The organism is Empedobacter sedimenti, from assembly GCF_030005555.1.
Lineage (GTDB): Bacteria > Bacteroidota > Bacteroidia > Flavobacteriales > Weeksellaceae > Empedobacter > Empedobacter sedimenti.
Map to the genome: position 1 here is coordinate 31,265 of NZ_JASCQG010000007.1, position 24,192 is coordinate 55,456.

24 protein-coding genes are annotated in these 24,192 nt (G+C 31.2%); 9 read left to right on the top strand and 15 right to left on the bottom strand.

The annotated features are described in order from the left end of the window. Nucleotides 1-6: 6 nt before the first annotated feature. From QHG34_RS08025 to arsB, 3 genes are read left to right on the top strand one after another with little or no spacing between them, the layout of a single operon-like run. On the top strand, nucleotides 7-780 hold the full coding sequence (locus QHG34_RS08025; protein WP_084018978.1) for a metallophosphoesterase family protein: 774 nt from the start codon (nucleotides 7-9) through the stop codon (nucleotides 778-780). A gap of 17 nt (nucleotides 781-797) precedes the next feature. After that, entirely contained in the window at nucleotides 798-1,175 is a 378-nt protein-coding gene (gene gcvH, locus QHG34_RS08030) for a glycine cleavage system protein GcvH (RefSeq protein WP_084018976.1), read from the top strand. 7 nt (nucleotides 1,176-1,182) lie between these two features. After that, the gene (gene arsB, locus QHG34_RS08035) at nucleotides 1,183-2,211 is read left to right on the top strand and encodes an ACR3 family arsenite efflux transporter (RefSeq protein ID WP_084018974.1); all 1,029 of its coding nucleotides are present in this window, start codon (nucleotides 1,183-1,185) and stop codon (nucleotides 2,209-2,211) included. A 75-nt stretch (nucleotides 2,212-2,286) separates the two neighbouring features. Here arsB and QHG34_RS08040 read toward each other — a convergent pair whose 3' ends face one another. The 6 genes from QHG34_RS08040 to QHG34_RS08065 all read right to left on the bottom strand — a co-directional run bounded on the left by QHG34_RS08040 (nucleotide 2,287) and on the right by QHG34_RS08065 (nucleotide 8,572). Beyond that, entirely contained in the window at nucleotides 2,287-3,168 is an 882-nt protein-coding gene (locus tag QHG34_RS08040; protein WP_130914547.1) for an ORF6N domain-containing protein, read from the bottom strand. Then, nucleotides 3,158-5,251, bottom strand: a complete 2,094-nt coding sequence (locus tag QHG34_RS08045) for a type IA DNA topoisomerase (protein ID WP_013632654.1) — start codon at nucleotides 5,249-5,251, stop codon at nucleotides 3,158-3,160. Before QHG34_RS08045 ends, QHG34_RS08040 begins: the two co-directional genes overlap by 11 nt. A 6-nt stretch (nucleotides 5,252-5,257) precedes the next feature. After that, complete coding sequence (locus tag QHG34_RS08050) at nucleotides 5,258-6,718, bottom strand: DUF3945 domain-containing protein (RefSeq protein ID WP_087709277.1); 1,461 nt, start codon at nucleotides 6,716-6,718, stop codon at nucleotides 5,258-5,260. Between the two features lie 83 nt (nucleotides 6,719-6,801). Continuing rightward, a complete protein-coding gene (locus QHG34_RS08055; protein WP_084018968.1) occupies nucleotides 6,802-7,110 on the bottom strand; it encodes a helix-turn-helix domain-containing protein in 309 nt (102 codons plus the stop codon). A gap of 12 nt (nucleotides 7,111-7,122) precedes the next feature. Then, nucleotides 7,123-7,476, bottom strand: coding sequence for a helix-turn-helix domain-containing protein (locus tag QHG34_RS08060; RefSeq protein WP_013632656.1), 354 nt, complete (start codon nucleotides 7,474-7,476; stop codon nucleotides 7,123-7,125). 250 nt (nucleotides 7,477-7,726) lie between these two features. Next, nucleotides 7,727-8,572, bottom strand: a complete 846-nt coding sequence (locus QHG34_RS08065) for an RteC domain-containing protein (RefSeq protein WP_084018966.1) — start codon at nucleotides 8,570-8,572, stop codon at nucleotides 7,727-7,729. Between the two features lie 814 nt (nucleotides 8,573-9,386). Between QHG34_RS08065 and QHG34_RS08070 the strand changes: the two genes are divergently transcribed. The 5 genes from QHG34_RS08070 (at nucleotide 9,387) to QHG34_RS08090 (ending at nucleotide 11,831) form a co-directional block, all read left to right on the top strand. Next, the gene (locus QHG34_RS08070) at nucleotides 9,387-9,560 is read left to right on the top strand and encodes a hypothetical protein (RefSeq protein ID WP_282629668.1); all 174 of its coding nucleotides are present in this window, start codon (nucleotides 9,387-9,389) and stop codon (nucleotides 9,558-9,560) included. A 1-nt stretch (nucleotide 9,561) separates the two neighbouring features. Beyond that, nucleotides 9,562-10,296, top strand: coding sequence for a hypothetical protein (locus QHG34_RS08075; protein WP_282629669.1), 735 nt, complete (start codon nucleotides 9,562-9,564; stop codon nucleotides 10,294-10,296). 14 nt (nucleotides 10,297-10,310) lie between these two features. Then, nucleotides 10,311-10,508 carry a hypothetical protein gene (locus QHG34_RS08080; RefSeq protein WP_282629670.1) on the top strand — a complete coding sequence of 66 codons (198 nt, stop codon included), beginning with the start codon at nucleotides 10,311-10,313 and terminating at the stop codon, nucleotides 10,506-10,508. A gap of 73 nt (nucleotides 10,509-10,581) precedes the next feature. Then, a complete protein-coding gene (locus tag QHG34_RS08085) occupies nucleotides 10,582-11,283 on the top strand; it encodes a hypothetical protein (RefSeq protein ID WP_282629671.1) in 702 nt (233 codons plus the stop codon). A gap of 191 nt (nucleotides 11,284-11,474) precedes the next feature. Then, the gene (locus tag QHG34_RS08090; protein ID WP_282629672.1) at nucleotides 11,475-11,831 is read left to right on the top strand and encodes a transposase; all 357 of its coding nucleotides are present in this window, start codon (nucleotides 11,475-11,477) and stop codon (nucleotides 11,829-11,831) included. Between the two features lie 226 nt (nucleotides 11,832-12,057). On the opposite strand, the gene QHG34_RS08095 is transcribed toward QHG34_RS08090, so the two are convergent. From QHG34_RS08095 to QHG34_RS08125, 7 genes are all read right to left on the bottom strand, one after another. Further along, a complete protein-coding gene (locus tag QHG34_RS08095) occupies nucleotides 12,058-14,376 on the bottom strand; it encodes an nSTAND3 domain-containing NTPase (RefSeq protein WP_282629673.1) in 2,319 nt (772 codons plus the stop codon). A 12-nt stretch (nucleotides 14,377-14,388) separates the two neighbouring features. Next, nucleotides 14,389-15,378, bottom strand: a complete 990-nt coding sequence (locus QHG34_RS08100) for a putative phage abortive infection protein (RefSeq protein ID WP_282629674.1) — start codon at nucleotides 15,376-15,378, stop codon at nucleotides 14,389-14,391. A 9-nt stretch (nucleotides 15,379-15,387) separates the two neighbouring features. Further along, entirely contained in the window at nucleotides 15,388-18,426 is a 3,039-nt protein-coding gene (locus QHG34_RS08105; RefSeq protein ID WP_282629675.1) for an Eco57I restriction-modification methylase domain-containing protein, read from the bottom strand. Between the two features lie 97 nt (nucleotides 18,427-18,523). Continuing rightward, nucleotides 18,524-18,997, bottom strand: coding sequence for a hypothetical protein (locus tag QHG34_RS08110; RefSeq protein ID WP_282629676.1), 474 nt, complete (start codon nucleotides 18,995-18,997; stop codon nucleotides 18,524-18,526). 331 nt (nucleotides 18,998-19,328) lie between these two features. After that, complete coding sequence (locus tag QHG34_RS08115) at nucleotides 19,329-19,787, bottom strand: LexA family protein (protein WP_282629677.1); 459 nt, start codon at nucleotides 19,785-19,787, stop codon at nucleotides 19,329-19,331. A 1-nt stretch (nucleotide 19,788) separates the two neighbouring features. Then, nucleotides 19,789-21,057 carry a Y-family DNA polymerase gene (locus QHG34_RS08120; protein ID WP_320416883.1) on the bottom strand — a complete coding sequence of 423 codons (1,269 nt, stop codon included), beginning with the start codon at nucleotides 21,055-21,057 and terminating at the stop codon, nucleotides 19,789-19,791. A gap of 55 nt (nucleotides 21,058-21,112) precedes the next feature. After that, on the bottom strand, nucleotides 21,113-21,697 hold the full coding sequence (locus tag QHG34_RS08125; protein ID WP_282629678.1) for an SOS response-associated peptidase: 585 nt from the start codon (nucleotides 21,695-21,697) through the stop codon (nucleotides 21,113-21,115). 236 nt (nucleotides 21,698-21,933) lie between these two features. On the opposite strand from QHG34_RS08125, the gene QHG34_RS08130 reads away from it, so the two are divergent. Further along, on the top strand, nucleotides 21,934-22,470 hold the full coding sequence (locus tag QHG34_RS08130) for a hypothetical protein (RefSeq protein WP_282629679.1): 537 nt from the start codon (nucleotides 21,934-21,936) through the stop codon (nucleotides 22,468-22,470). A gap of 7 nt (nucleotides 22,471-22,477) precedes the next feature. Here the strand turns inward: QHG34_RS08130 and QHG34_RS08135 are convergent, their stop codons facing one another. Next, the gene (locus tag QHG34_RS08135) at nucleotides 22,478-23,014 is read right to left on the bottom strand and encodes a hypothetical protein (protein WP_282629680.1); all 537 of its coding nucleotides are present in this window, start codon (nucleotides 23,012-23,014) and stop codon (nucleotides 22,478-22,480) included. Between the two features lie 193 nt (nucleotides 23,015-23,207). Beyond that, the gene (locus QHG34_RS08140; protein ID WP_282629681.1) at nucleotides 23,208-24,056 is read right to left on the bottom strand and encodes a toprim domain-containing protein; all 849 of its coding nucleotides are present in this window, start codon (nucleotides 24,054-24,056) and stop codon (nucleotides 23,208-23,210) included. Nucleotides 24,057-24,192: the final 136 nt, after the last annotated feature.

The window sequence follows — 24,192 nt, forward strand, 5'->3', positions numbered from 1 at the left end:
ATAAAAATGAAAATTGCATTATTCAGCGACATTCACGCCAATCTACCTGCATTAGAAGCATTCTTTGATGATGTAGAAAAAAGAAATCCCGATAGTATTTATTGCTTAGGCGATTTGGTCGGTTATAATATTTGGGCAAATGAAGTAGTGAACGAAATCCGTAAACGCAAAATACCAACCATTGCAGGGAATTATGATTTTGGTATTGGACGTATGAGCAACGATTGCGGATGTGCGTATAAAACTGAACCCGAAAAAGACAACGGCAGTATATCTATTTCTTTTACCAACTCTATTATGAAAGATGAAGAAAGAGCCTATTTGCGTACACTTCCGGCACATATCAAAGTAGAATTTCAGTTGAACGAGGATAAGCTCAATTTGCTATTGGTACACGGTAGCCCAAGAAAAATAAACGAATACTTATTTGAGGACAGGGAAGAAAAAAGTATGCTTAGAATTATGGAACAGGCGGACGCAGACATTATGTGTTTCGGACATACACACAAGCCATACCACCGCATTTTAAATTCGGGCATTGACGGACAAGACCATTTCAGACACGCCATCAATATAGGTTCGGTAGGAAAGCCGAAAGACAGCGATGTAAGAGGCGGTTATGTAATGCTTACTATCAATGAGCAAAGTTCTGTATTGGACAAAGACAGTATCAGTGTGGAATTTATACGATTTGATTATGATATTGAAAGAGCCGCAAAAGCAGTAGAGGAAAGCATTTTACCAAACGAATACGCAGAGAATTTAAGGAGAGGTTACTAATCAAAGAATTTATAAAGATGGAATTTCCAACCGATAGAAAGTATTCAAAAGAACATACGTGGATAAGCGTACAGGACAACACAGGTACAATAGGCATTACCGAATTTGCACAAAGCGAATTAGGCGAAATCGTATATGCAGATTTACCCAATGTTGGATATAGTTTTCGGCAGGACGAAGTATTCGGCTCTGTTGAAGCGGTTAAAACGGTCAGTGATTTATTTATGCCTGTATCGGGTAAAATCGTTGAAACGAACGAACTGCTATTGAAAGTGCCCACACTCATAAATGACAATCCTTATAAAGACGGTTGGCTTATTAAAATAGAAATACAGGACATCGCAGAATTAGAAAACCTGCTTACCTCAAATCAATATAAAGAACTCACAAATTAACCACGCAATGCAATCAAAACTAAAATTCCTTGACCGTTACCTAACCTTATGGATATTCCTTGCAATGGCATTAGGCATAGGATTGGGATATTTCTTTCCGGATATATCAAAAATTACAAATGCTCTATCCGTAGGCACTACAAATGTTCCGTTGGCAATAGGTTTAATATTGATGATGTACCCACCATTGGCAAAGGTTGATTATTCATTATTACCTATGGCATTTAAGGACAAAAAAGTAATCGGTATATCCTTATTGCTGAACTGGGTTATCGGCACAGTACTGATGTTCGGTTTAGCAGTTTTGTTTTTACGGAACGAACCCGATTATATGACAGGCCTGATATTGATAGGTTTGGCAAGGTGCATCGCAATGGTAATCGTTTGGAGTGACTTAGCTAAAGCAAACAGAGAATATACAGCTATGTTAGTTGCATTAAATAGTATCTTCCAGATACTTTCTTATAGCTTCTTAGTTTGGTTATTCATCAATGTATTACCTGAAAAATTAGGAATAGCTAACTTCAATGTAAGCGTATCAATGAAAGACGTAACCGAAAGCGTATTGATATACTTAGGCATTCCATTCTTAGCAGGTTTTATAAGCCGTTACGCATTGGTGAAATCAAAAGGTATAGAATGGTATAACAGGAAATTTGTATCCCGAATATCGCCCATTACATTGTATGCTTTACTGTTTACGATAGTATTAATGTTCAGTCTGAAAGGAGATAAAATATTAGAACTGCCAATGGATGTAGTAAAAGTTGCCATACCGTTAGTAATCTATTTTGTACTGATGTTTTTCGTCAGCTTCTTTATCAATAAATCCTTAAATGTTCCTTACGACAAAAACGCCTCAATCGCATTTACAGCCACAGGAAACAATTTTGAATTGGCAATAGCCGTAGCAATAGCGGTTTTCGGTATTCATTCTCCACAGGCGTTTGTAGGCGTTATAGGACCGTTAGTAGAAGTTCCGGTACTGATATTATTAGTAAGAGCAAGTTTATGGCTAAAGAAGAAATACTACTAAAGCTATTTAAGAACGATAAGGGTATTTTAGGTGTCAAATAGCAAAGAAGCTCTCCGAAAATTCGGAGGGCTTCTTTTATGGCTTATTTAGGATTTGAAGCATCCTGCCGACTTCAATATCCATTCTTGAAAAAGCAAACCATTTTTTGCCCAGGTCTTTGAGTGATGCCCCGATATGGTAGAGTTCTGTATGGTCAATAATCAAAAAACGGTCATGGGCATCGGAAAACACTTCAATTTCTATCGGAGGATATTGACTATTATAGCGTTGTAAGTCTAACCGTAACTGATTGCTGAAACTTTTGGTAAGAATTGTAGCAGTTACATTAGTCTTACGCTTACCCAACAAAGTAAGCACCGTATCATCCACATAATTATCAAGCAGGATAATAGAACTTTTGGCACTTCGGATAATATCGGAAACAAAGGCGTAGGCATCAAATACCTGTCCGTCGTAGAAAATGCCTTTTTCACTGTGGAGCTTGTCGCTTTCCAAAGCCTTAAAAATCTCTTCAAATTTTTGGTCGGCTTCCAGTTGCTTTAACTCGATATTATCCAAACGATGAAACAAAGAAGCGTTGCTAATGAGCATACGCCGCATTTCTACAAAGGCTTCCATTATTTCCACACTCATTTTAACGGCTATATCTGAACGGAGTATGGCAGATGCCATTGCAACGCCTTGTTCGGTAAAAACATAGGGCAAATAACGTCTGCCGCCGTAATTTAAACTTGAGGTTCCAATTTGGAACCTCAAGTTTTCAACTTCCTCTTCGGTCAGTTGAAAGCAGAATGATACAGGAAAACGCTCAATATTTCTTTTTACGGCTTTGTTCAGGTTCTTTGTTTCCACCTGATATAAGGCGGCGAGGTCGCTATCCAACATTACCTGTTTGCCCCGAATGGTATAAATCAGGTTCCTGATTTTTTTGGGTACGATTGACGGTTTATTTTCCATTGCGTTTACTGCTTTTGTTTTTCTCAAACTCAAAGGAACTTTCAGCGTTTTCTTTCAGAATGATGTAAGCATCGAATTTCTTTCCGGCTTTGCTTGTCATTCCTTTGATAAGAGAGGTTTTGCCTTTATTGACAAGGTTTGTTACATTTTCGATACTGATTTGTACACCGCAGACGGTGCGGAACTGTACCCAGTTACAAGCCTCATCAGGGCATTTCACAATCTTGTCACGGATAATAAGCTGCTGACTTTTGCATTTCGGGCAGGTTAGTTTGGGTTGGTTGGTGCTTGCAATAGAGGTTTGTAGCAATTCATCGGTAATAGATTTGGCATAGGTTTCCATTTCCTTTTGGAATGTTCCGGCATCCGCTTCGTTATTTTCTATTTTCTGTAACGCCAATTCCCATTCGGCAGTCATTGCCACGTCTGCAATTTTCCGGTCTTTTACAAGCCCGTACACCTGCAATCCTTTTTCCGTAGGGATTAAAGAACGTTTATCCCGTTGGATATAATTACGGGTAAACAGGGTTTCGATAATGGCGGCTCTTGTTGCAGGAGTACCGATGCCGATATTTTTGAGGGCTTTGCGTTCTTCTTCGTTCTCAATTTCTTTCCCTGCGGTTTCCATAGCCGACAAAAGCCCGGCTTCGGTGTAAAGCACTGGTGGTTTGGTCTGCTTTTCCAAAACTGCGGCTTCCTTTATGGCAAGTTCGTCGCCTTTATGCAGTTCAGGTAATTCCTGCACTGGCTCTTCGCCGTCATCGGTAAAACTTCCTTTTATGGAACGCCAACCCGCTTCCTGAATTTTACAGCCTTTTGCCGTAAAGTCGTAATGCAATACCTGTAATGATACATCGGTTATTTCTTTGACACAGGCTTGCGATATGGCTTCAAGCAAGCGAAGCGCAATCATATTGTAAATCTTGTTTTCGTCTGCATTAAGTACGGACGGCACTTTGTCCGTAATCAACAAACCGTGATGGTCCGTTACACGGAGGTCATTCACGATACGTTTGTTGAACCGTCCCCATTTGATTTTGGTAAGGGCTTGCTTGCAATCCTCACGATTTTGCAATGCCCGCACGAGGTTTGGAATTTCTGCCCACATATCTTCAGGGATGTATTTGCTCCCGGTACGTGGGTACGTGATAAACTTCTTTTCGTACAGGCTTTGCGCAATATTGAGCGTTGCTTCAGCAGATAATTTCAGCCTTTTGTTGGCTTCCTTTTGTAAGCCTGTCAGGTCGAAAAGCAAGGGCGGTTGTTCTGTAACGCTTTTGGTTTCTACTGATGTAAAGGTTGCCGTTGCGCCACGCTGAATAGCTTTAAGGGTATCATCAGCAAGTTGCTTTTCGTCCCATTTGGTTGCGGAAATACTTTTGAAATCAACCTGGGCTTTGTTGTGCGTTAATTGTATCTGCCAGTATTTCTTTACCGTGAAATTCTTATTGTCGAGGTAACGTTTGCATATCAAAGCCAGTGTGGGCGTTTGCACTCTTCCAAGCGAATAGATACCATTGCCTGCGGCAATGCTCAATGCCTGTGTAGCATTGATGCCTACAAGCCAGTCGGCACGGCTTCTGCCTTGCGCTGCCTGATACAGTCCGTCAAATGCTGCCCCGTCTTTTAGGTTGTTGAAGCCTTGCTTTATTGCCTTTTCGGTAAGCGAACTTATCCAAAGGCGTTCAAAAGGTTTGTTGCATTTCAGGTATTCATAAATGTACCTGAAAATGAGTTCGCCCTCACGACCTGCATCGGTAGCAACGATGATGCTGTTGCTTTGCTTAAAAAGCTGCTCAATGACTTTCAGTTGCTTTAATGCGCCAGTATCGGCGGTGTACCCTTTGTCTTTTTTGACCTTGCGGACGGTCAATAAAAACGGGTTGGGCAATATCGGCAGGGATGCTTTATCAAATCCCGAAATGCCGTAATCTTCGGGCATTCCCAGTCCTATTAAATGACCGAATGCCCACGTAACAAAATAGCCGTTACCTGTCAGGTAGCCATCCTTTTTATCGGATGCTCCCACAAGTCCGGCTATTTCCCTTGCTACGCTTGGTTTTTCTGCAATGATTGTTTTCATACTGTATTACATTTTTCTGCCTTTGGATTTTTCAGGCTTGTTATCCTGTTGCTCCTGCTGCTTCTCGTTTTTCGGTCTTTGCTGCCCGGACTTCAAAGGCTCTTGGACGTTCTTGGTCGCTTCGTTGGTTTTACCCTCCGAATTGACGGCAGTTTGTGTTTTATGAGTTTCGGCAGGTTCTACCCGTGCTTTGTACTGACCGGGAAACTCAAAATTGGTCTTTCCGCTATCTTTGTCGAACGTGATATAACCCTTATACGGTTGGTCTTTTTTGTCTTTCAGTTCAACGTATATGGTTTGTCCAGCTTTGAACTTGTTGTACTGCTCATCATCCAGTTCTTTGCCCCTGAAAGTTCTTGGAGCTTCTTGCGGTTGGCTTTGCTGATTGCTTTGTTGGGTATTCTGTTGGTTCGTTTGCGCCTGCTGATTGTTGTTGCTTCTGTCAAACAGGAACTCAACATACCGTTTGTCCGCATTGAATTGTACAGTTGCCGAAAACTCCGTTCCTTTCGAGGAAATCATACCCTCTAAATAGAGCGGTTTGCCCTCCATCAGCGTTTGCTTTTGTTCGTCATTCAGCTTTACGCCCTTAATTTCATCGGGAATTTTTATAAACTCCGTGCGCAGTGCAATCACATCATTGGTCAGCCTGTCAATGCTGATAATGGACGGCATCAGTTCGCCTGTTTTAGAATTTACCAAATTGACGACACGCCCCATATTACCCGTTTCGAGCAGGTTTTTCTTGTCTTCGTCCGTAAACTTGTGACCGAAAAACTCAAAGTGGAGGTTAGGTTCTCTTTTGATACCGTGTATTGCCACGATAACATTGCCGTCTTCCGCTTGCTGCAAAGACAAGCGGGCATCTGTGCGGAGGATGGAACTACCGAGGTTAATACCTATCGGTAAAAGTTCATTGGTTTTATAACCTCGTAACAAAGGGTCGAGCAGGTTTCTTTTTTCAAGATACTCTTTGCTTAATCCGAGGTTTTTCATTGTGTCCCAATCAATCTGCTCCGGCTTGTAGCGGTATTCGCTTGTTTCTGTTGTTGTTTGTGCTGTTGCCATATTATTTTGATTTTCTTGTTTTTTATCCGGTTGGAGTTCTGCTTTCACTTCGTGTTCTTTCAGCACTTTCTCGCCCTGTGGAGTGGGCTTATCTACGTGCTTTTGCAGTTCCTCCGCTTTTTCAGCAGCAACAGGGGCAGGCACTTTGAAGAAAGTAAAGTTTGTAGGGTTCTTTAACTGGCTGAAAAAATTGGAAAAGAAGTTGGAAAAGAAATCGCCGCTTTTGTCCACACGCATAAACTGGTTTTGGTTCTTCTTGGTGGGTTCTACGGTTTCCATTTTCCCGTTTTCGTCGATACTCTTTACCGCCTGGATTTTCATTTTCTCTTTATCCAGTACGAGTAATATGTCCGAAAGCTGTTCCGGCATTTCTTGTTTATTCGTTGTTTCTTCGCTCATAATCTGAAATTTTAAAATTCACGGTCGAATGTAAAGGAAGCCTTCACTGATTTGCGTTATGTGGCACTCAAAGGCAGTGTTTGTCACTTCTTGGCATCCAGTTTAGGCAGGGGCGGGTTAAAACTTTCCCTGATGAATTGATGCACATCGGACAGTTTGTAATACAGTTTTCCGCTAATGGTATAATAAGGGAGCTTACCTATGGAGCGATACCGTTGCAGGGAACGGTTACTGATTTTCAGCATTTGCAATAAATCCTGATTATCCAGTAACTCTTCGCCGTCTATGCTGTTGCGCTTCTTTTGTAAATCGTCTATGTGGTTACCAAGAATGTCCAGCCTGTCCATTATGCGTTCCATCCACGCCACAAATTCCATTTTGTCGATATTCATACGGGTACGCTTTTAATGATTACCTGATTTCAGCTTTCTGCCTTTCTCGATATAGCTTTTGCCTTTCGCCATAAGCTGCTCCACATATTCATCGGTCGTCTGCACGGCGTTAGCGTTGAGCATTTCCTTGATAGCACCAATCGTATAGTAATACTGCCCGTACATTTTTGAAAAAGCTATCTGCCCGTTGGTGCGCATACGCCACAACGTTTTTTCGCTGATGTGGAGATACTGGCAGACTTCGTGGTTGTTGAGCCATAAGCTATCGTAGCTTGTATCTTCCAGTTTGAGGATATATTCGCTAATGGCTTTCAACCGTTCGTTGAGGTGCTTCCACACTTCTTCGTCAACTGTTATAATGTTCATTGCACTATTGTTTAATATTCACAGTACAAAATTCAGAAGTGTGGCAGTGTTTGTCTGCCAATGCGTACCCATTGGTTTGGCACTTTTTTTCAAATTTTTTGCAATGAGAAAAACCCTTGTTTAATAAGGGTTTTAGCGTGTTTCGGTTATTTTGTAGTAGCCTTTTGCCCATATATGCCAATTGGCATATATGGGCAAAGAAAAAGCAGTACATTTTGTGTACTGCTTTCAAACACCCGTGCTGATGTTGCTAAAGGTCTTTATCCATATACTCTTCGAGGGAAATTTTGAGCTGGTCTAAAAACACCGTTCGGGAGCCTGCCCTTGTTTTCATTCGGTGGAAAGAATGATGTATATCGTTCAAGGGCGTTCGGAAGAGGATTTGGAAAATCAATGCTAATTTCCTGATGCCTATTTTCCCGTATGCAATAGATTTGGAAACATACAGGGCGTAAATCAATTCTATCAGTGCATTTTGCGAGTTCGTCCACGAAATGTCTTTGTTTCCATCACCGTTTATTGAAATGGTATCGGGATTTTTTTCAGGGTTTATTTTGGTAAGCAAGAAAGTATAAAGTAATTCATTGGCTATAATATGGGCAACTTTGTTATCGTAATAAGTAGAAAAGCTAAGGTCAATTTCAAATACACTACTTTTTAGACCATCGTGGTAATTGATTTTTCCGAGCCTGAAATAACTGTGGTCACGGTCAGTTCTGCCTGCACGATAGTACCTGTAAAAATCCTCATTGGATATGCTTTCCTTGTATTCGGATTTGAGGATTTTAAGTTGGTTTTCAAAATAACTTTGGTGTATTCTCCCTGCACTTACGGGGCAGGTAGTTTCAATGCGGAATACCTTATTGTAATAAATAAGTTTTCCTAAAATCTGCGGTTTGATATTCTTGAAAAAATTGATTTCCTGCCGTTCGTCCTTAAATCCGGTTTGTAAGACTTTCATCTTTATGGTAAATAGCATTTCCTTCAGGAATAAGGTCATTTGGTAAGCCTCATCAGCAGTTTGCATAATTTGAGAAGAAAGATTATCTTCCTGATGCTGAATTTGCGATAATATTTTACTCAACACGATTTCCATAGCTTAGTCTGTTAAAAGTTATCACTACTTGTTTCGGAACCACATTTTAATTGATATACCAAAACTTGGAAATAATATGTAAACCATTATCACATTGTGTCCCCATATTGGGAAAGATTTATTTCCAATTACGCTTTTTGATGTATATTGGAAAAGCAGAAAAAGGGTTAAGTACACTACGACTTAACCCTTTTTTTATTAAATTTGCAATAATGATTTACAAGGTAATCAGATGAAAGCGAGTGCAGTAAGCACCATTACTAAATCGTTACCGATAGCACTTTCGGTTCTTGTAAACTACTCTTTATTAGCCACTTTGGGCTATATTAATCTTTTTTCTTAAAAAATGATATACGTCAATATTCATGACAATTTATCAATAAATATGGCAGTCAATTTTTAAAATACATAGATTGTTAAAAGACCTATACAAAGTGTTAAAACGGCATAGGGTTTGTTTGCGTATAGAGCTATTGTGTATTTTAAATAGATGACAATTAAATTTAAAAATAATAAAGTATGATATAGTGTTATTTAAAGAAGAGATCTATTAAATAAAAAACTCAGAAAAGTTTGCCGACGATTTCTGAGTTAAAAATTTAAACAGTTCTTAATAATTGAAATATAAAAAGAAGAGTTTTCAAAATGTGTTAACAAATATATGTAACAATATATAACAATAATGTAAAAAATCAATAAATAAAATTGATTAAATTACATTTAATTATAAATATTACTTCTTTTCAATTACTACAAATCCATTCCTGATTTGCTTCACGTAGGATATTTTAATGATTAATAAAAAATATAGTCTATGGCTACAAATGGAATACCGGGCGATAATCGACGTCATGGTGCAGTAAAACAACGCTGTCAAGTTTTTAACCCTAAAACAGAACAATGGGTTAAAAGAGACATAAATACAGGAAAATTTATAGATGTTAAACAGAATGGCGAACTTTTTAGGGGAGTAAAGAAAGAGAGGTAGTATGGGAAATATAAGAAATCCAAGAAAACATTTAGCTCCACTATTAGAAAATGGTGATGAGTTTATTATTGGTTTTGGTGTAAAATCATTAACCACAGACGGAGTTTTGTATAGTGACCTTACAAAATTAATAAAAGAAGAAATTAGCGAACTGCTTGTAAGAGGAAAAAAATCGAGTCTAAGAGAAAATATATCAGGTAAATATCAAAGAACAATTCCTCCAAAAAAAATAGAGGAGTTGAAACATATTTCGTACTATAATAAAAAAGGAAAATATATTTCTTTTGACAGAATATTTGAAGTATGGGAAAAAGAATTAGTACACAAGTTTAATTTTAAGCTATTTACAGGGGTATCTCCTCAAGATGAGAGAATAGTACATTTTGAAAAGCTAATCTATGATTCAAGTGATGAAATGTTGATGCTTAAGGTAAAAGCTCAAATGAATATTGCAAATATTTTAGGAGGTGTTTTTTCTCTGTATAATAAAAATTTAGAATTAATTGTACCAGTTTCAGAAACTTTAGATCGTGATATGTTTAAAAATGTGGGAGGGAATATAAAAGAGAAATTAGAAATCGTAAAAGAATTTTTAGCTAATCAAACTAATAAAGAATCAGAAGCAAACAGTTATCGATTTTCGGTTTTGAATGAATTCGTTATTACAGATGTGAAGAATGCTAAAGGGGTTTTAATGATTATTTTATTTATTATTTTGAAAATGATAATATTGTAATAATGGAGCATTTAATGGATAAGAATGCAACATTTATTTTTGATTTATCAACATTTAATATTGATGAAATTACAGATAAAAAGTCAGCCCGTAATAATCCTGCATTTAAAGCTCGTATAATACATCATAATCTTGATTCTTGGAGAAATGAGTTATCAAAATTTCTTGTTACAAAGAAAGATGATTTAGATTCATTAACAACAATTATCTAAATAATTTGAATAATTAATTTTTTTTGACTCCAATTATATTGGAGTTTTTTATTAAAACAAACAAACAAAAGTAATGAGATTAAACAATAAAGATTTATACGATTTTTTTGTAGAAAAAAATATTCATAAGCTATATCATGCTAATACTGTAAGTACTTCCAGTACTTTTTTACAGAATATTGGTTTAATGTCTAGGGGTACAGTTGAGAAAATGAATTTATATCAAACTAATCAGTCATCAGATTTTAAAGATAAACAAGTAAATGTATGGGATGATATTTTCCTTGATACTGCTGATTTACATAAACATTTTAAAAGAGGTAATCTTTATGGACCAGTTCTTTTTGAGTTAAATAATGAACTTCTTTTGAATGAAGAATTCGAAATATGGATAACGAAGGATAATCCTCTGTATTGGAATATAGTGATGAATAATGAAGAGCGTTACTTTGTTTCTGTAGAAGAATTAAGAGATAAATGGGATTCTATTGATAGACAAAAGAAAATGATCACAATAAGGAATGCAAATTCACCGATTTTATTTGAATATGTTAATAAAGTAGTGGTTGATGATCCAAATGTAATAATAAATGAAATAGGAGGTAAAAAACAAAATGTTTTTATTACTGCTCAGAATAAACTAAAGCAAAATGTTTCTGAAAATCATATATTAAAAAATAAATTTTTTACTAGAGAAAAATGCGGATATTGTTTTTGTACATACAATTATTTACATCAAAATTCAAGTGATCAATTAAAAAAGTTATTTTTTTAAAAATTACTTAAATAATAATTGTTTTTCCCAACCTATTACAAGGTTGGGATTTATTAATAACCTAAAAGTGTATGAAATTTTATTTAATAAATAAAAGTGGCAGTCTCCCAAAAATTGTGTAAACATAAAATAAGGTGGGTTTATAAATCCCACCTTATTTATTTTATTAACTTTGTAAAACACAGTTTATTATGAAAAAATCTGTAGCACAATTCATCCAAGATCAAGATCATTTAGAAGGGATTAAAACCCAAGAAGACCTAAGTAAATTACTAAAAGAACTACATTGTGATCTATTGGAAGCTATGATTCATGGCGAACTTGAAGCACATTTAGGCTATTCAAAAAATGAGAAGAGTGATAATCCAAATGCACGCAACGGCACAACTTCAAAGCGTTTAAAAAGTCAATATGGAGAATCTACGATAGAAGTTCCACGAGATCGTGAAGGAAGTTTTGAGCCAATTATTGTTCCACTTATTTCATATTACCTTATTTACGGCTTACAAGAAATAGGAGATGTAAATTATTTAACTGTTTCTATATAATTTGGTAATCATATTGCAAAAAAGATCTTATTAAATAGTTGTAAATATGAAATAATTTTAAATTTTGATACCATTTTGATACCAAAAATCGGAATTAAAGTATAACTATAACAAAAACAAATAGTTATAAAACTTAAATTCATACCAAGTGGGACCACTGAAAATCCCGATAAACACACTGTTTATCGGGATTATTTTTTTATTGGGGGTTAAAAGGGGGAGTGATTTAATTAAATAAATTGTCAATAGAACTAGCATCATCTCTATCTATATTATATTTTTCTTTATAATATTCTTTGTCATAATAATCGTAACGAAATTTATTCAATTCATCACGATATAAATTATCTTGAATAATATCCTTCCAATATGGATAATCTAGCTCGAAATTAAACTCAACTCCATCAAATTTAACGGGTAAAAGTTCATCTATTAAATCATATTCAAAATAATTTAGCTCTTCATACAAAGTTTCTATAACTTCAATTTTTCTAATTTCATTTTTATCTTGATTGATTATTTCTTGCTCACTCGTATATAAAATATTATATATCATATCTTTTACATATTGTACACCATCAGAATAATTAGTAAGATAATTAATGTAATCATATTCAAATTTTTGAAATAGCTCTATAATATTACTTGCATCGTTATGTGAACAAACTTCATTCATTAATCTTTGAATAATTTCTATAAAAATAGATTTTAAATAATTGAATGTATTCGAAGACTTAATAACATTTAATAATAGTTCAATAATGTTACTCTCAGCATTCCACCACTTTTCTATTGCAATTAATTTATGAAACAGTTTTAATTGATATTCATCGGTATTTAAATTTTTACAATAAACTTGTAATATATCTATTTCATTTAAAATTTTATCTAAAGCATTTAATTCTTGCATGTATTCTAACTCATTAGATTTTAACTTTTCAAAAATTATCTTTTGTAAATCTTCATTTAATGAAATAATATTTTTTCTAGGATCAAATGTTCTTAATTGATCATAATATGTAAAACTTGATATTATATTTTTCTTTTCAGAATAAGAATCATTCAAATAACCAATCAAAAAATCTACTAATGAAGGATTAATAAAATCATATTCTATAACAGGAATAACTTTATCATACATTGCACGTTTTATAAACCCATTTAGTAATATTCTTATTGATTTTTCAAACTGATCACCCAGAATTGCTTGTCCATAATGTAATCTTTCAAAATTCAATCGTTTTTCAAAGGCTTTTATTAAGTTTTTTTCATCTATCTTTTTTTGAAAAGTAAATAATGTAAATAAAAGGCTTCTATCAAAATAATCTATTTGATTTTTAAATGATTCTCTCCAAATTTCCTCAGGATTATCTAAGTTCTTAATTATGAACTCACGATATGAGTTTACATCTAAATGATTAATGTTTATAGGGTTTGTTATAAACTCTATTAAACGAGGTGTATAATTTTTATGATTTATAATATTTAAAAAAAAATTATCATTGACAATTCTATTAAAATATGTTTCATTTAATTCTGAAAAGTACAGGTGATTATATAAAATTGAAGCTTTTTCGAACTTATTATAATCGCTTAAAACAATCTCAAACTTTTGATTTCCTATATTTGATCTTTTAAGTTTTTCGAAGTTATCTAAAGCATGATTTAAAATAATCGTACGAGTTGTTAATAATAAATATTTATTTGGTGTTGTTCTAATTCTATCTATAAAAGAAGATAAATTACTTTCTGAACCTGAATATTTTAAAATTTCTAAATAGTTCGATCCTAAAAAATCATCGATATAAAATAATTGTTTATCATCTAGAGAAGCAGAAAATACATCTTCAGCATCTCTAATTTTATTTATTTGATATACTTTAAAACCTTTATTAGCTTTTTCAAATAATATAACTTCAGCTAAAGTTGTTTTACCAACACCAGGTTGACCAGTAATCAATAATAGTTTTTCATTATCTAAAATATTTAAAGCTTCTTGTAAGTTTTTAGTATTTACATAGTAACTAATTTTTTTTTGAATACTTTCAAGTAAATATCTTGAACGTCCTTCAATAGCATTATTTAGTAGATTAGATAAAATATTTAAACTTGAAAACCAAAGTTTATAATAATTCTTTTCAATTTGTGGAAATTCATTTAAAAATCCATTTAAATCTTCTTGACCAAAAACATCATTAGAAGATAAAATATAGGGTCCAAAAATTTCTTTAATCTCATCTTTTTGCTTTGCAGCTAATGGCAGAGATGTAACTATGATATACCTATCAGGATTTAAAATTTTAACTTTATCTAATTCTTCATTTTTTAGTTTATTTTTTAGTTGTGAATAACCAGACTTTAAAAAATGTTTTACTTGAACAACTATAGAGTTATCATTTGTTGGTGATGAAAATCTTAAGTCAATCCCTTGATCTTTACCAACTTTAAAATCTTGTAGATTGATACCAAATTTTGCATTAAGTAAATCTTTTGTTATTTGTTCAAACTCTTTGTCATTTAAAGTTGAAAAATTATAATTGTTCATTTGAGAGTATTATTACTTAAAATCTAATTTTTTTCTTGTAGCAAGAATTTGATCAAGTTCATCTTGATACATATTTTCAAATTGTACAAGAATATATATATCGTTAGGCTCAATATCTTTCATACAACCAAGCGGAATATTTTTAATTAAATTATACTTTGTTATTAGATTTTCATTCCAATTATCAATGGAATTTTCCCATTCTAAACCTAATTTAGAAATAGAATTTATATATAATAACATCTGCTCATAAGTAGAAAGCTGAGATCTTAAAGTTTTAATATAGGAGTATTTTTTTTTAAAATTTAATTTCTTCTTACAATCATTAATATAATTAACTGTCTGAAATAAATGTCTAAAATAATGTCCTAAAGCATATTGTATACCTTCTTTAATATCTAGATTATTTTTTGTTGAAATATTTAATTCATCTAATTTATTGAGTACATCAGTAATTAATACTGAACAATATGACATTGAACAAATTCGATCTTTTAAATTATCATTTTTAACTAAATCTGTTCCAAAAAATAAAATCAAATAAGCTATGTTACTTCTTTCAAAACTATCAAATTGATATTGATTTTCTTTTGTTATATCATAGTTTTCTAAATTCGATTCATAACATTCATCAACAAAATCTCTAATTTCCCAAAATGTATCAATTACATTTTTAAAAAATTTTCTTTTATCTTCTATTTCATTTACATTTTCTCTATGTATAAGTAATAATTGAAAAAATCTATTTTCAATCTCTTGAATTTTAAATGATTTTATTTGGTATAATAGAGTGAAAATAATTAATAATGAACTCAATAATGCAAAAATAGTACCTATAACCCCTCCTATAATATCTCCAAATTGTCCCCAAATAGAAGGATCAATCATACCATTTTTAGTTAACTCTGTTTTATGAATAAATGAGTCAAGAATACATAAAAATAAAAAAATACAAAATAATGTAGTTAGAATAAAACTTGAAATGATATATTTTTTTTTCATATAAAAATTTTAAGCGTTTTCAACTATTTCTATTTCTTCTCGGGTAAGTTCATATAAATCATACACCATTTGGTCTATTTGTTTGTCAGTAGCTTGGATTTCTGCTTGAATTTGATTTACTTTTTGCTTTTCAGTTTCAAAGAAATCCATCCATTCTGCTTTTTGGGCAAGAGATAATTCAATTTTCTTTTTCTTAAGTTCTTTAGCGAAATCAGCAAATTCTAAATTGTACCATTCTTGTAATTTTTTAGATGGTTCTGTTAATCCTAATTCTGATGCTAATAGTTTACTGAATTTAGTACTTGTATTTTGTAAGTCTTTGTTTAAAGCCAACATTTTTTCTGCCATTTCTATTAATGGTTTCTGATATTCAGAAGTAGTGTGTTTAAATGGTAAATTTTTCAATTCATTAACTTTAATTTTAGGAAATAAGTCATCTTCTTCTGAATAAAATTTTCGAAAATAGAACCCATATAATCTACTATTTAAAAGTGCTGAATAATAATGTAAATTCTCATTCCTATTCTCATAATTAGTTATAACATATAAAGTTTGATCAGCATAATATTTTTCAGAATCTACATAAGAAAATAAATAATCACTAATAACTTGTCTTAAAAGTATTTTATTAGATTCGAAATATCGAGAATCTTTTGGGGACATTAACCAAGGTCCAAAATTTATATAATTTTCTTCCCAAATTAGATTATATCTCTTTACTCCTTTACCCTTTATTTCTTTTTTATAATTATCATTTAGTTTCTGACTACTGTGATATATCTTATTTTCAACATCAAGTTTATTTAGTGGTAGATTTTCTAAGTTCTTACCATAACCTACTTGATAAGGTTTAAAACCATTAGAAACATCTAATATATCAGATAACTTATATTCCGATTTATTCAGTTTTTGAATTATCCTATTAATATGTTCATTTTCAGCAAATGTTATTATATAATTCAAATTATTTCTCCATTCATTTTTATCATAAAAAAACTTATTATCAAGATCTTGTCCTACTAAACAATTGTCATTATCTAAATCTTTATTTAGAATAAAAATTGAAGTTTCTACATTTGCATCTTCAAAAATCATTTTCCTATTGAAATTGATTAAATTATATATATTATTATCAAACAACATAATCCTCCTCAACTCTTTAGCGTATTTATTTGACATCCAAGAGTTAGGTGTGATGAAACCTATTAGACTTTTTTTATGAGAAATCTTACTCAAAGATAATTCTGTAAATAAATAATAAATCTCACTATGACCTACTACTGTTTTATATTCTTTTCTATAATATTTGATATCCTTATCTGTCAATTGAGCACCATAAGGCGGATTCCCAATAATCACATCAAACCCACCTTTGGCAAATACGTGTGGAAACTCTTGTTCCCAATTGAATGCTTTATCGCCTGCAACCGTAGGATCATCGATTAATGAATTTCCACTTTTTAGGTTATTAGATAAAGAGGTTAGTTTACGATTGGGTTCAGCCGTACGCAACCATAACGAAAGTTTTGCAATTTCTATGGATTCATCATTAATATCAACACCATATAAATTGTTTTCTAAGATACTTCCTTCTATATCTGTTAGTATCAAAGAATCCCCAAATAAATTAGCCTGTAATTCGTCTATGTATCTATGTTCCGCAATTAAAAAATCTAAGGCTTGATTAAGGAAAGCTCCAGAACCACAAGCTGGATCACAAATAGTTAATTGTAATAACCAGTTTCTGTAAACATCTAATTTATCTAATAAATGTTTCTTTTCCTCCTTTTGTTTCTTCGTTAGTTTTTTGGCTGTAACTTCGCTGTGATATTCACTTTCTATAAGTTCTAATTGAGCTTTCTTTTCATCACAAAGTTTACCAACTGTATTTTCTACTATGTATTTTGTGATATATTTTGGCGTATAGAAAACACCATCTTTTTTACGCTTCGTCTTTGTTTTCTCTACTACTTCACCTTTTATCTCTGCTTGAACTTCTTCTAATTCATTTAATGAATTTTCGAAAATATGACCTAAAATATTTACATCAACTTCTGATGCAAAATCGTATTTAGCAAGTTTTAAGGTATGTTTTTTTAATAAATCATCGTCAATGTTAATTACATCTAAAACTTCGTCAGGAGCGAACAAACCACCGTTATATGCAAAAACTACCAAGTCATTAGAGGTGTAACCTGTGTTTAGATATCCAAAATATTTTCTATAATTATCAATTAAAGGAGAATAGGCATCTAAATCTTTTAATTTTTTCCAACGATCTACAATTGTTCTTACTGAGTTTGGCTGTAATAAACCACGATCTTCCGCAAAAAATAAAAATAAAAATCGGTCGATTAATTTCTGCGTTTTTTTGAAAAGAAGTAAAGGTTCAAAAGTCGAATTTTGTTCTAAAATATTCTGATATAATTCTCTTTTAAAAGTTGAATAATCTTTGTAAAGTTTCTTTGTAATGTCACTTTCTTCTGTTAAAGATTCATCTTTTATGCGTTTTGGAATATCCTTGTTAATATTTTCAAAAGCTAAACATAAATACAAAATCTGAAAATCTTCAAAAGTCAAATTGAAAAGATCAAATTCTAAATGTTCAATTGCATTATCAATATAAAATCTAATTTTCTGAAAATTAGAAGTGATAACATAGGTACATTCAGGGTGATTGTTCTTATATCCAAAAGCTTGTATTTCTATCGAAGAAAGATCAGTTGTATTCATACCTTTTAACTCGATTACAGCTTTTGTATTATTGTTAATAATAATAGCACCATCTACTTTTTTACTGTCTTTTATATTTTTAAGCTCAGTTGTAAGATTAAAATTTGGGGTTGGATTTTTTGTATAACCAAAAATATTTACAAACAAATCATTCAGAAATCCTTCTTGATATTGTTCTTCTTTACTATTGCGAATATTTTCTTGAATATTAGAATTCAGAAAATGAGTTGAGAAAATAGAATACTTTTCTTTTAATATATTTTGATGTGCTGACTTTAAATATTTATTAAGTACAGCCTTTTGAAATAGAGACATTTATTGTAAAATATGTGTTGTGATAAAATTACAATATTTTAGTTTAAATTAAAAAGAATTAAAATGCGTTAAAGTGATGTTGATTTAGATTGATTTATTATTTGTGTTTGTAAATATTAGCAGCATGTATACCACTTTTTTTACCGTCAATGGCTACTATTATACTTTCTTTATTAATAAATAAAACAAATATGTCGGGATTCAAATCCTTATCATAATTTAGATCATCCAGACTAACTTGAATAAATCCATTATCCTTAAGGTATTTAATGTAAGTTAATAAAATGGCTGGAGTAGTTGGTATGTATCTTATACCTGTTAAAATATTATTTTCATCCTTTCTTAGATATATTAATTCTTCCACTTCCTCATTTACATTAATATCTTTGTATTTAATATAATATTCTTGAGAACCATCTTTAGGATTGGCTTTAAGAAAACCAAAGGAATTGATAAGATTATTTTCTATTAATTCTGAATTAAATCCAATAAATTTATCGGAATTTTTAATTGATTGAGAATAAGATATTATACTACTTAATAGTAATATTATTGTTGTGAAAAATTTCATAATTGAATTGGACTTTTAGTTATAATATAATTTATTTGTAAGTTGGATTTGAGCTTTCATGATTAATCTATTTATCTTTCTCTGATTCTTGATGAATTATACAGAAATGATATTGTTTCAAATAACTTATAGAGAAATGTTTGCAGATATTACACAAAATTTTAATTTATAAAATAATAGTTAAGCCGATTAGTATTTCTAATTGGCTCGTTTTTTTAACATTTTTAATTGTTATAGAATCAAGCATAAAAGTAAATAATATTACACAAAAGTAAAATAATTGCATTAATTGTGTGTTGTAATAAACATTTTTTAAATTAAAGTAAAAGGATCACTTCCTTTTCTGTCTAACCAAACTTGTAACAACACCCAAAATAACTACGACATCTTCGTCTTGTAATTGAATACAATTTTTGTATTTTGGATTGAGAGCTATAAGCTGTTTATTAATTGCATCATAGCGTTTAAAAGTATATTCTGAATTGTTTACAGAGACAATAATATCATCATGATGTTTGGGTTCAAAATCGGAGCGAATAATTAATAAATCTCCTTTTAAATACTCAGGAAACATACTATCTCCACCGACGCGATTAAGATAAGTTGCTTCAGGATAACTAAGTAGAACTTCATCTAAACTAATATTATTCTGAACAAAATCGGCAGCAGGTGAAGGAAAACCAGCTGAAACATCACCAAAAAATTGAACAAATCGCTTTTCTCCATCTGTTTTGATCGGAATATTTACCAATTCCTCCGAAAATTTAGGTGCTTTAATAAACTGAACCATATTAATAAACATTTAAAATATCTGTAAATCGTGTTGTATAGCAAGGGGATAAACGTTCTTGCTTCATTTTCCATTTTCTTCTTATATCTTGAGAAGCCAATTTCAACATATGATCGCCATAAGTAGAATTTAATTTATCCATTACATTCATCAATGCTTTGTGTTTAGGTGATTCGGTTTGAAATAAATTCATTTGAGCTTGATTATCGGGCGTAATTGCAGAAACAATAACACCTGCTTTTTTATAATCTGGAACTTTTCCTTCTGATGGAACTAATTTATCAAGTAAAAACAATGCAGTTTTAGATAATACAATGCTCGAATTTGAGTCAAAATCAATCGTTGTACTCAATGTTTTTGAAACAAAAGATTGTTTGTCATCAAAACGATTTGTCATCACAAAAACTGAAATAATATTACATTTCGACTTTTCTTTTCTCAGTTTTTCTGCGCAAGAAACTGCAAATGTAGAAATTCGTTCTTTCAAGTTTTCATAATCATTGATTGTTTTCTCGAAACTTCGCGTTGTTGCAATTGATTTTTTACGTTGTACTTCGTCCAATTTAAGAACACTTTCACCCAATAATTCTTTTTTCAAACGTAATTCTACTACAGAAAAATTACGTCTAATATATTCATCTTCAAGTAATGTAAAATCATAAGCATTCTTACATCCAATATATGATAAACGCTTTGATAATCGTCTGCCAATTCCCCAAATATCTTCGCATTTTAGCCATTTTAGTGCTTTATGTATTTTCTCTTTCGAATCAATCATATAAACGCCATTGTGATGGATTGGGAACTTTTTTGCAATTCGATTAGCAACTTTTGCTAATGCTTTGGTTGGTGCAATTCCTATACAGACTGGAATCTTGGTAATTTTATATATTTTTTGCTTGATTTCTTGTGCATATTTTACCAAATCATATTTCTCAAATCCTTTAAAAAGAAGAAAAGATTCGTCAATCGAATAGATTTCAATATCAGGACAATAAGATTTCAGAATCGTCATTACACGATTACTCATGTCGGCATATAATGGATAGTTTGAAGAAAAAACATTGATTTGATTTAATCTAAAATTATTTTCAAATTCAAATGCAGGAGCACCCATCGGAATACCTAAATCTTTGGCTTCATTTGATCGAGCAATAACACACCCGTCATTGTTAGAAAGCACAACAACAGGCTTTCCATTTAATGTTGGATTAAAAACACGTTCGCAAGAAGCATAAAAATTATTGCAATCAACTAAAGCATACATCATCTTACAAAGTTGAAGATTTTAAACGCTACATAGTGTCGCGGAAATGTGTTAAATTTTATCCGAACAATGATACTTGCCCATTTTCTCGTTGATAACTAAAGTCACTGAAAGGGACAACAGGTTTACAATTAAGCCAATTCATTAAATTTTCACCATCATTTAATACAACAGGCATTCTATGTTTTGTGTTATGAATAAAGTCCATAAATCCGACTGCTTCAGTTGTCACGATAGTAAATGTTTCATCTGAATATAAACCAGCTAAACACATCAAATTATGATTGATTCCAATATCATATTTGATTTTGTCTTTTCCTTCGTGTCGCCATTCATAAAAACCATCTATTAAAATTACACAACGATTATGGAAAACATCACGAAAAGATGGTTTTTCTTCGAGTGTTTCTATTCTTGCATTCAACGTATTATTTGAGTTATAATCATTACCAGCCCAATGTGGTATTAATCCCCACTCAAATAAGTGAATGTAATCTTGTTGATTTGTAATAACAGGAAGTTTAGGGTGATCAAATCCTTTGAAATGCAGATTTGGAGTAAATGTCACTTCAGGCTTGAATTTCAATCTTGATTTCTTCTCAATTTGTTCCTTTGACTTGGTAACTTTAACATGAAAACACATAATATTCTACTTTGGATTAAAGATAAGGATTTTCTATCTTTACATCATTAAAATAGTAATTACGTACGCGTAAGCTGTCGGAAATTGGTTCAAGAAAACTCGGAATCTTCATAAACCTAAATTCTTCGATAGGCTTACGCTCATGCCATATAGTGGCGTGGGCTGAGTCTTTCTGGGTTTAGGGTATCCGAGTACCTCTTGAACGGATTGAATTTAGTTTCACGCCATTTTTATTTATGGAATATTTACAAAAATTATCTGAACAAGGAAAAAGTCCATTGCAAGTAATCAATCTTATTTTCAATCGTATTTTATTTGAAGAGCACAACGAATCTATAGAAAAAGAAAATTATACTAAACTCAATCCTGATTTTATAAGCGAAGTAAAATTGTATCAAAAAACCAATGATATTGGAGTTGATAATCAATATCTACTTAATAAAGTTAATGAATTCTTATTAATTGATAATCCTTCAATTAAAACTGCGATAACATATTTAATAGTTAAATCGCCAAAATTAATGACGATTACAGAATATTTACTAATTCGAAATTCTTTAAATTTTGACTCTTTAGTTTCTTATACATTCGATGATTTTGAAAATTTTCTAAATAATAATAAACAAGATTATAGAATTAAAATGTTTTTATACTTTTATTTTCATGATGTTTATGATATCAAATTTGAAAATGAGCGTATTTCTAAAGAAGAATATGAAAATAAATTAGATTATTTTTTGAATAAATCAAATGAATATTCTAGTTTTCTTTAACACGATTTTAAATCTTATTTAATTGTAATTTGAGCTGATCCATCAATCGATTATATTCAACCAAATCAATTTCTACAACATTTTTTTCTCCATTAAATTTACTTTTTTTGGACTGATCTAATTCCAAAATTTTAGATTTTATATCATCTAAATTAATATTTTTTTGAGGAATTTCTTTTTGAGGAACAACGCTCAAACTTTCTGCAATTTCAATTACTTTATGTGTATTGGAATTGGTCTGATTAATCATGTCAATCATCGTTTTATTTGTGTTTATATACTGCGTTTTTATTTCAAAAAGTGTAGGATTTAAACGTTTATTTATAAACTCACAATGAATTTTTGATATAGTTCTTTTGAGTTCAAAAATTTGTTTGTGCAAAGAAATATTAGCATCTCTTGGAGAGGTTTCATTGTCAATAAAAAACTTAAAAATATCTCGAAAAAGATCATCATAAGTTGGATAATCATATAATCTTTTCATCTTAATTGCATGCTCTCTTATTGACTCATCTAATTTAAAAGTTACTAACTTATTTTTCATTTTACTATTTTGTTAACATTGTTAATACTATTGATATTTAATGTATTATATCTAAAAGTAGTATTTTTAAAAGAATCTTAATACTACTTTTATTTTATAATTATATGAAAATTAAGGAAATATGCAATTAGAATCGGTTACCCGCGATTACTGCTTGCTATTTCCTAATTTTACTAAAAACTATAATTTTTGGCTATTTTTCAAAAATTATAAATTCATTCAAATCCTTATAATTTTTATAGAAATTTGAATCATCTTTTACTTTAGTTTTTACTTCCGTTTCTAAGAAATTTGTTGCTGATTTTCCTGCGTCATCGTGATCAAAATAAGTCAGAATAGATTCATATTTTTTTATCAATTCTATATTCTTTCGAAGTAAAGCAATTGAATTTAAAATCAAAAAATCAGATTCAAATTCGTTGGTTTTAAATAGAAAAAGATAACTTATAAAATCGCTCCAACTTTCAAAAATCTTTAATTGATTTTGATTGTTTTTTATCAAAGAAATATCTTTTTTGACCAAACACATTTTGACATATTTGTTACGTATTTCAAAACCTTTTTGAACATTTGGAAATGCAATTGCGTAATACTTTTTCTCATTCAATTTGTAATGAATTTCTTTACAATATCGTTTTACAATTTCTAAAGGCAATTTTCTTTCTTCCAAATATTGAATCAAAGGAAACGATGAAATTTCTTTCAATTCCAAAATTTCGTATTCATTTTTTGTTTGAACTTTTTGATATTGAAAATCATTTTGCTTTTGAAAAGAAAAATAATTATCGTTGAATTTTTGAATGATTTCTTTAATAGAAAGTTTTTCAAGTTTAGAAATTAAATCAATTAAAGTTCCTCCAAAACCTTCTCCAAAATCATAAAAATGATTGGTAGAAATATCAACTTTAAATGAAGCTGTTTTTTCATTTCTGAATGGACTTAAAAACCAATAAATATTCTGTTTAATACTTATTGGATAAATAGCTTTTTGAGCTAAATAATCAATTATTCTTATTTGTTTATTTATTGTTTTGCAATTCATTTTCTGTGTGGTTAAGATTTTACAAAATTTTTGATGATTGATGACAGAAGCTTGTATTAAGTTTATTATCAACAAAATAAGCCGTCATCACTTTGTCATCAATCATCAAACTCAAAATTTATTTTCCTATTTCTGT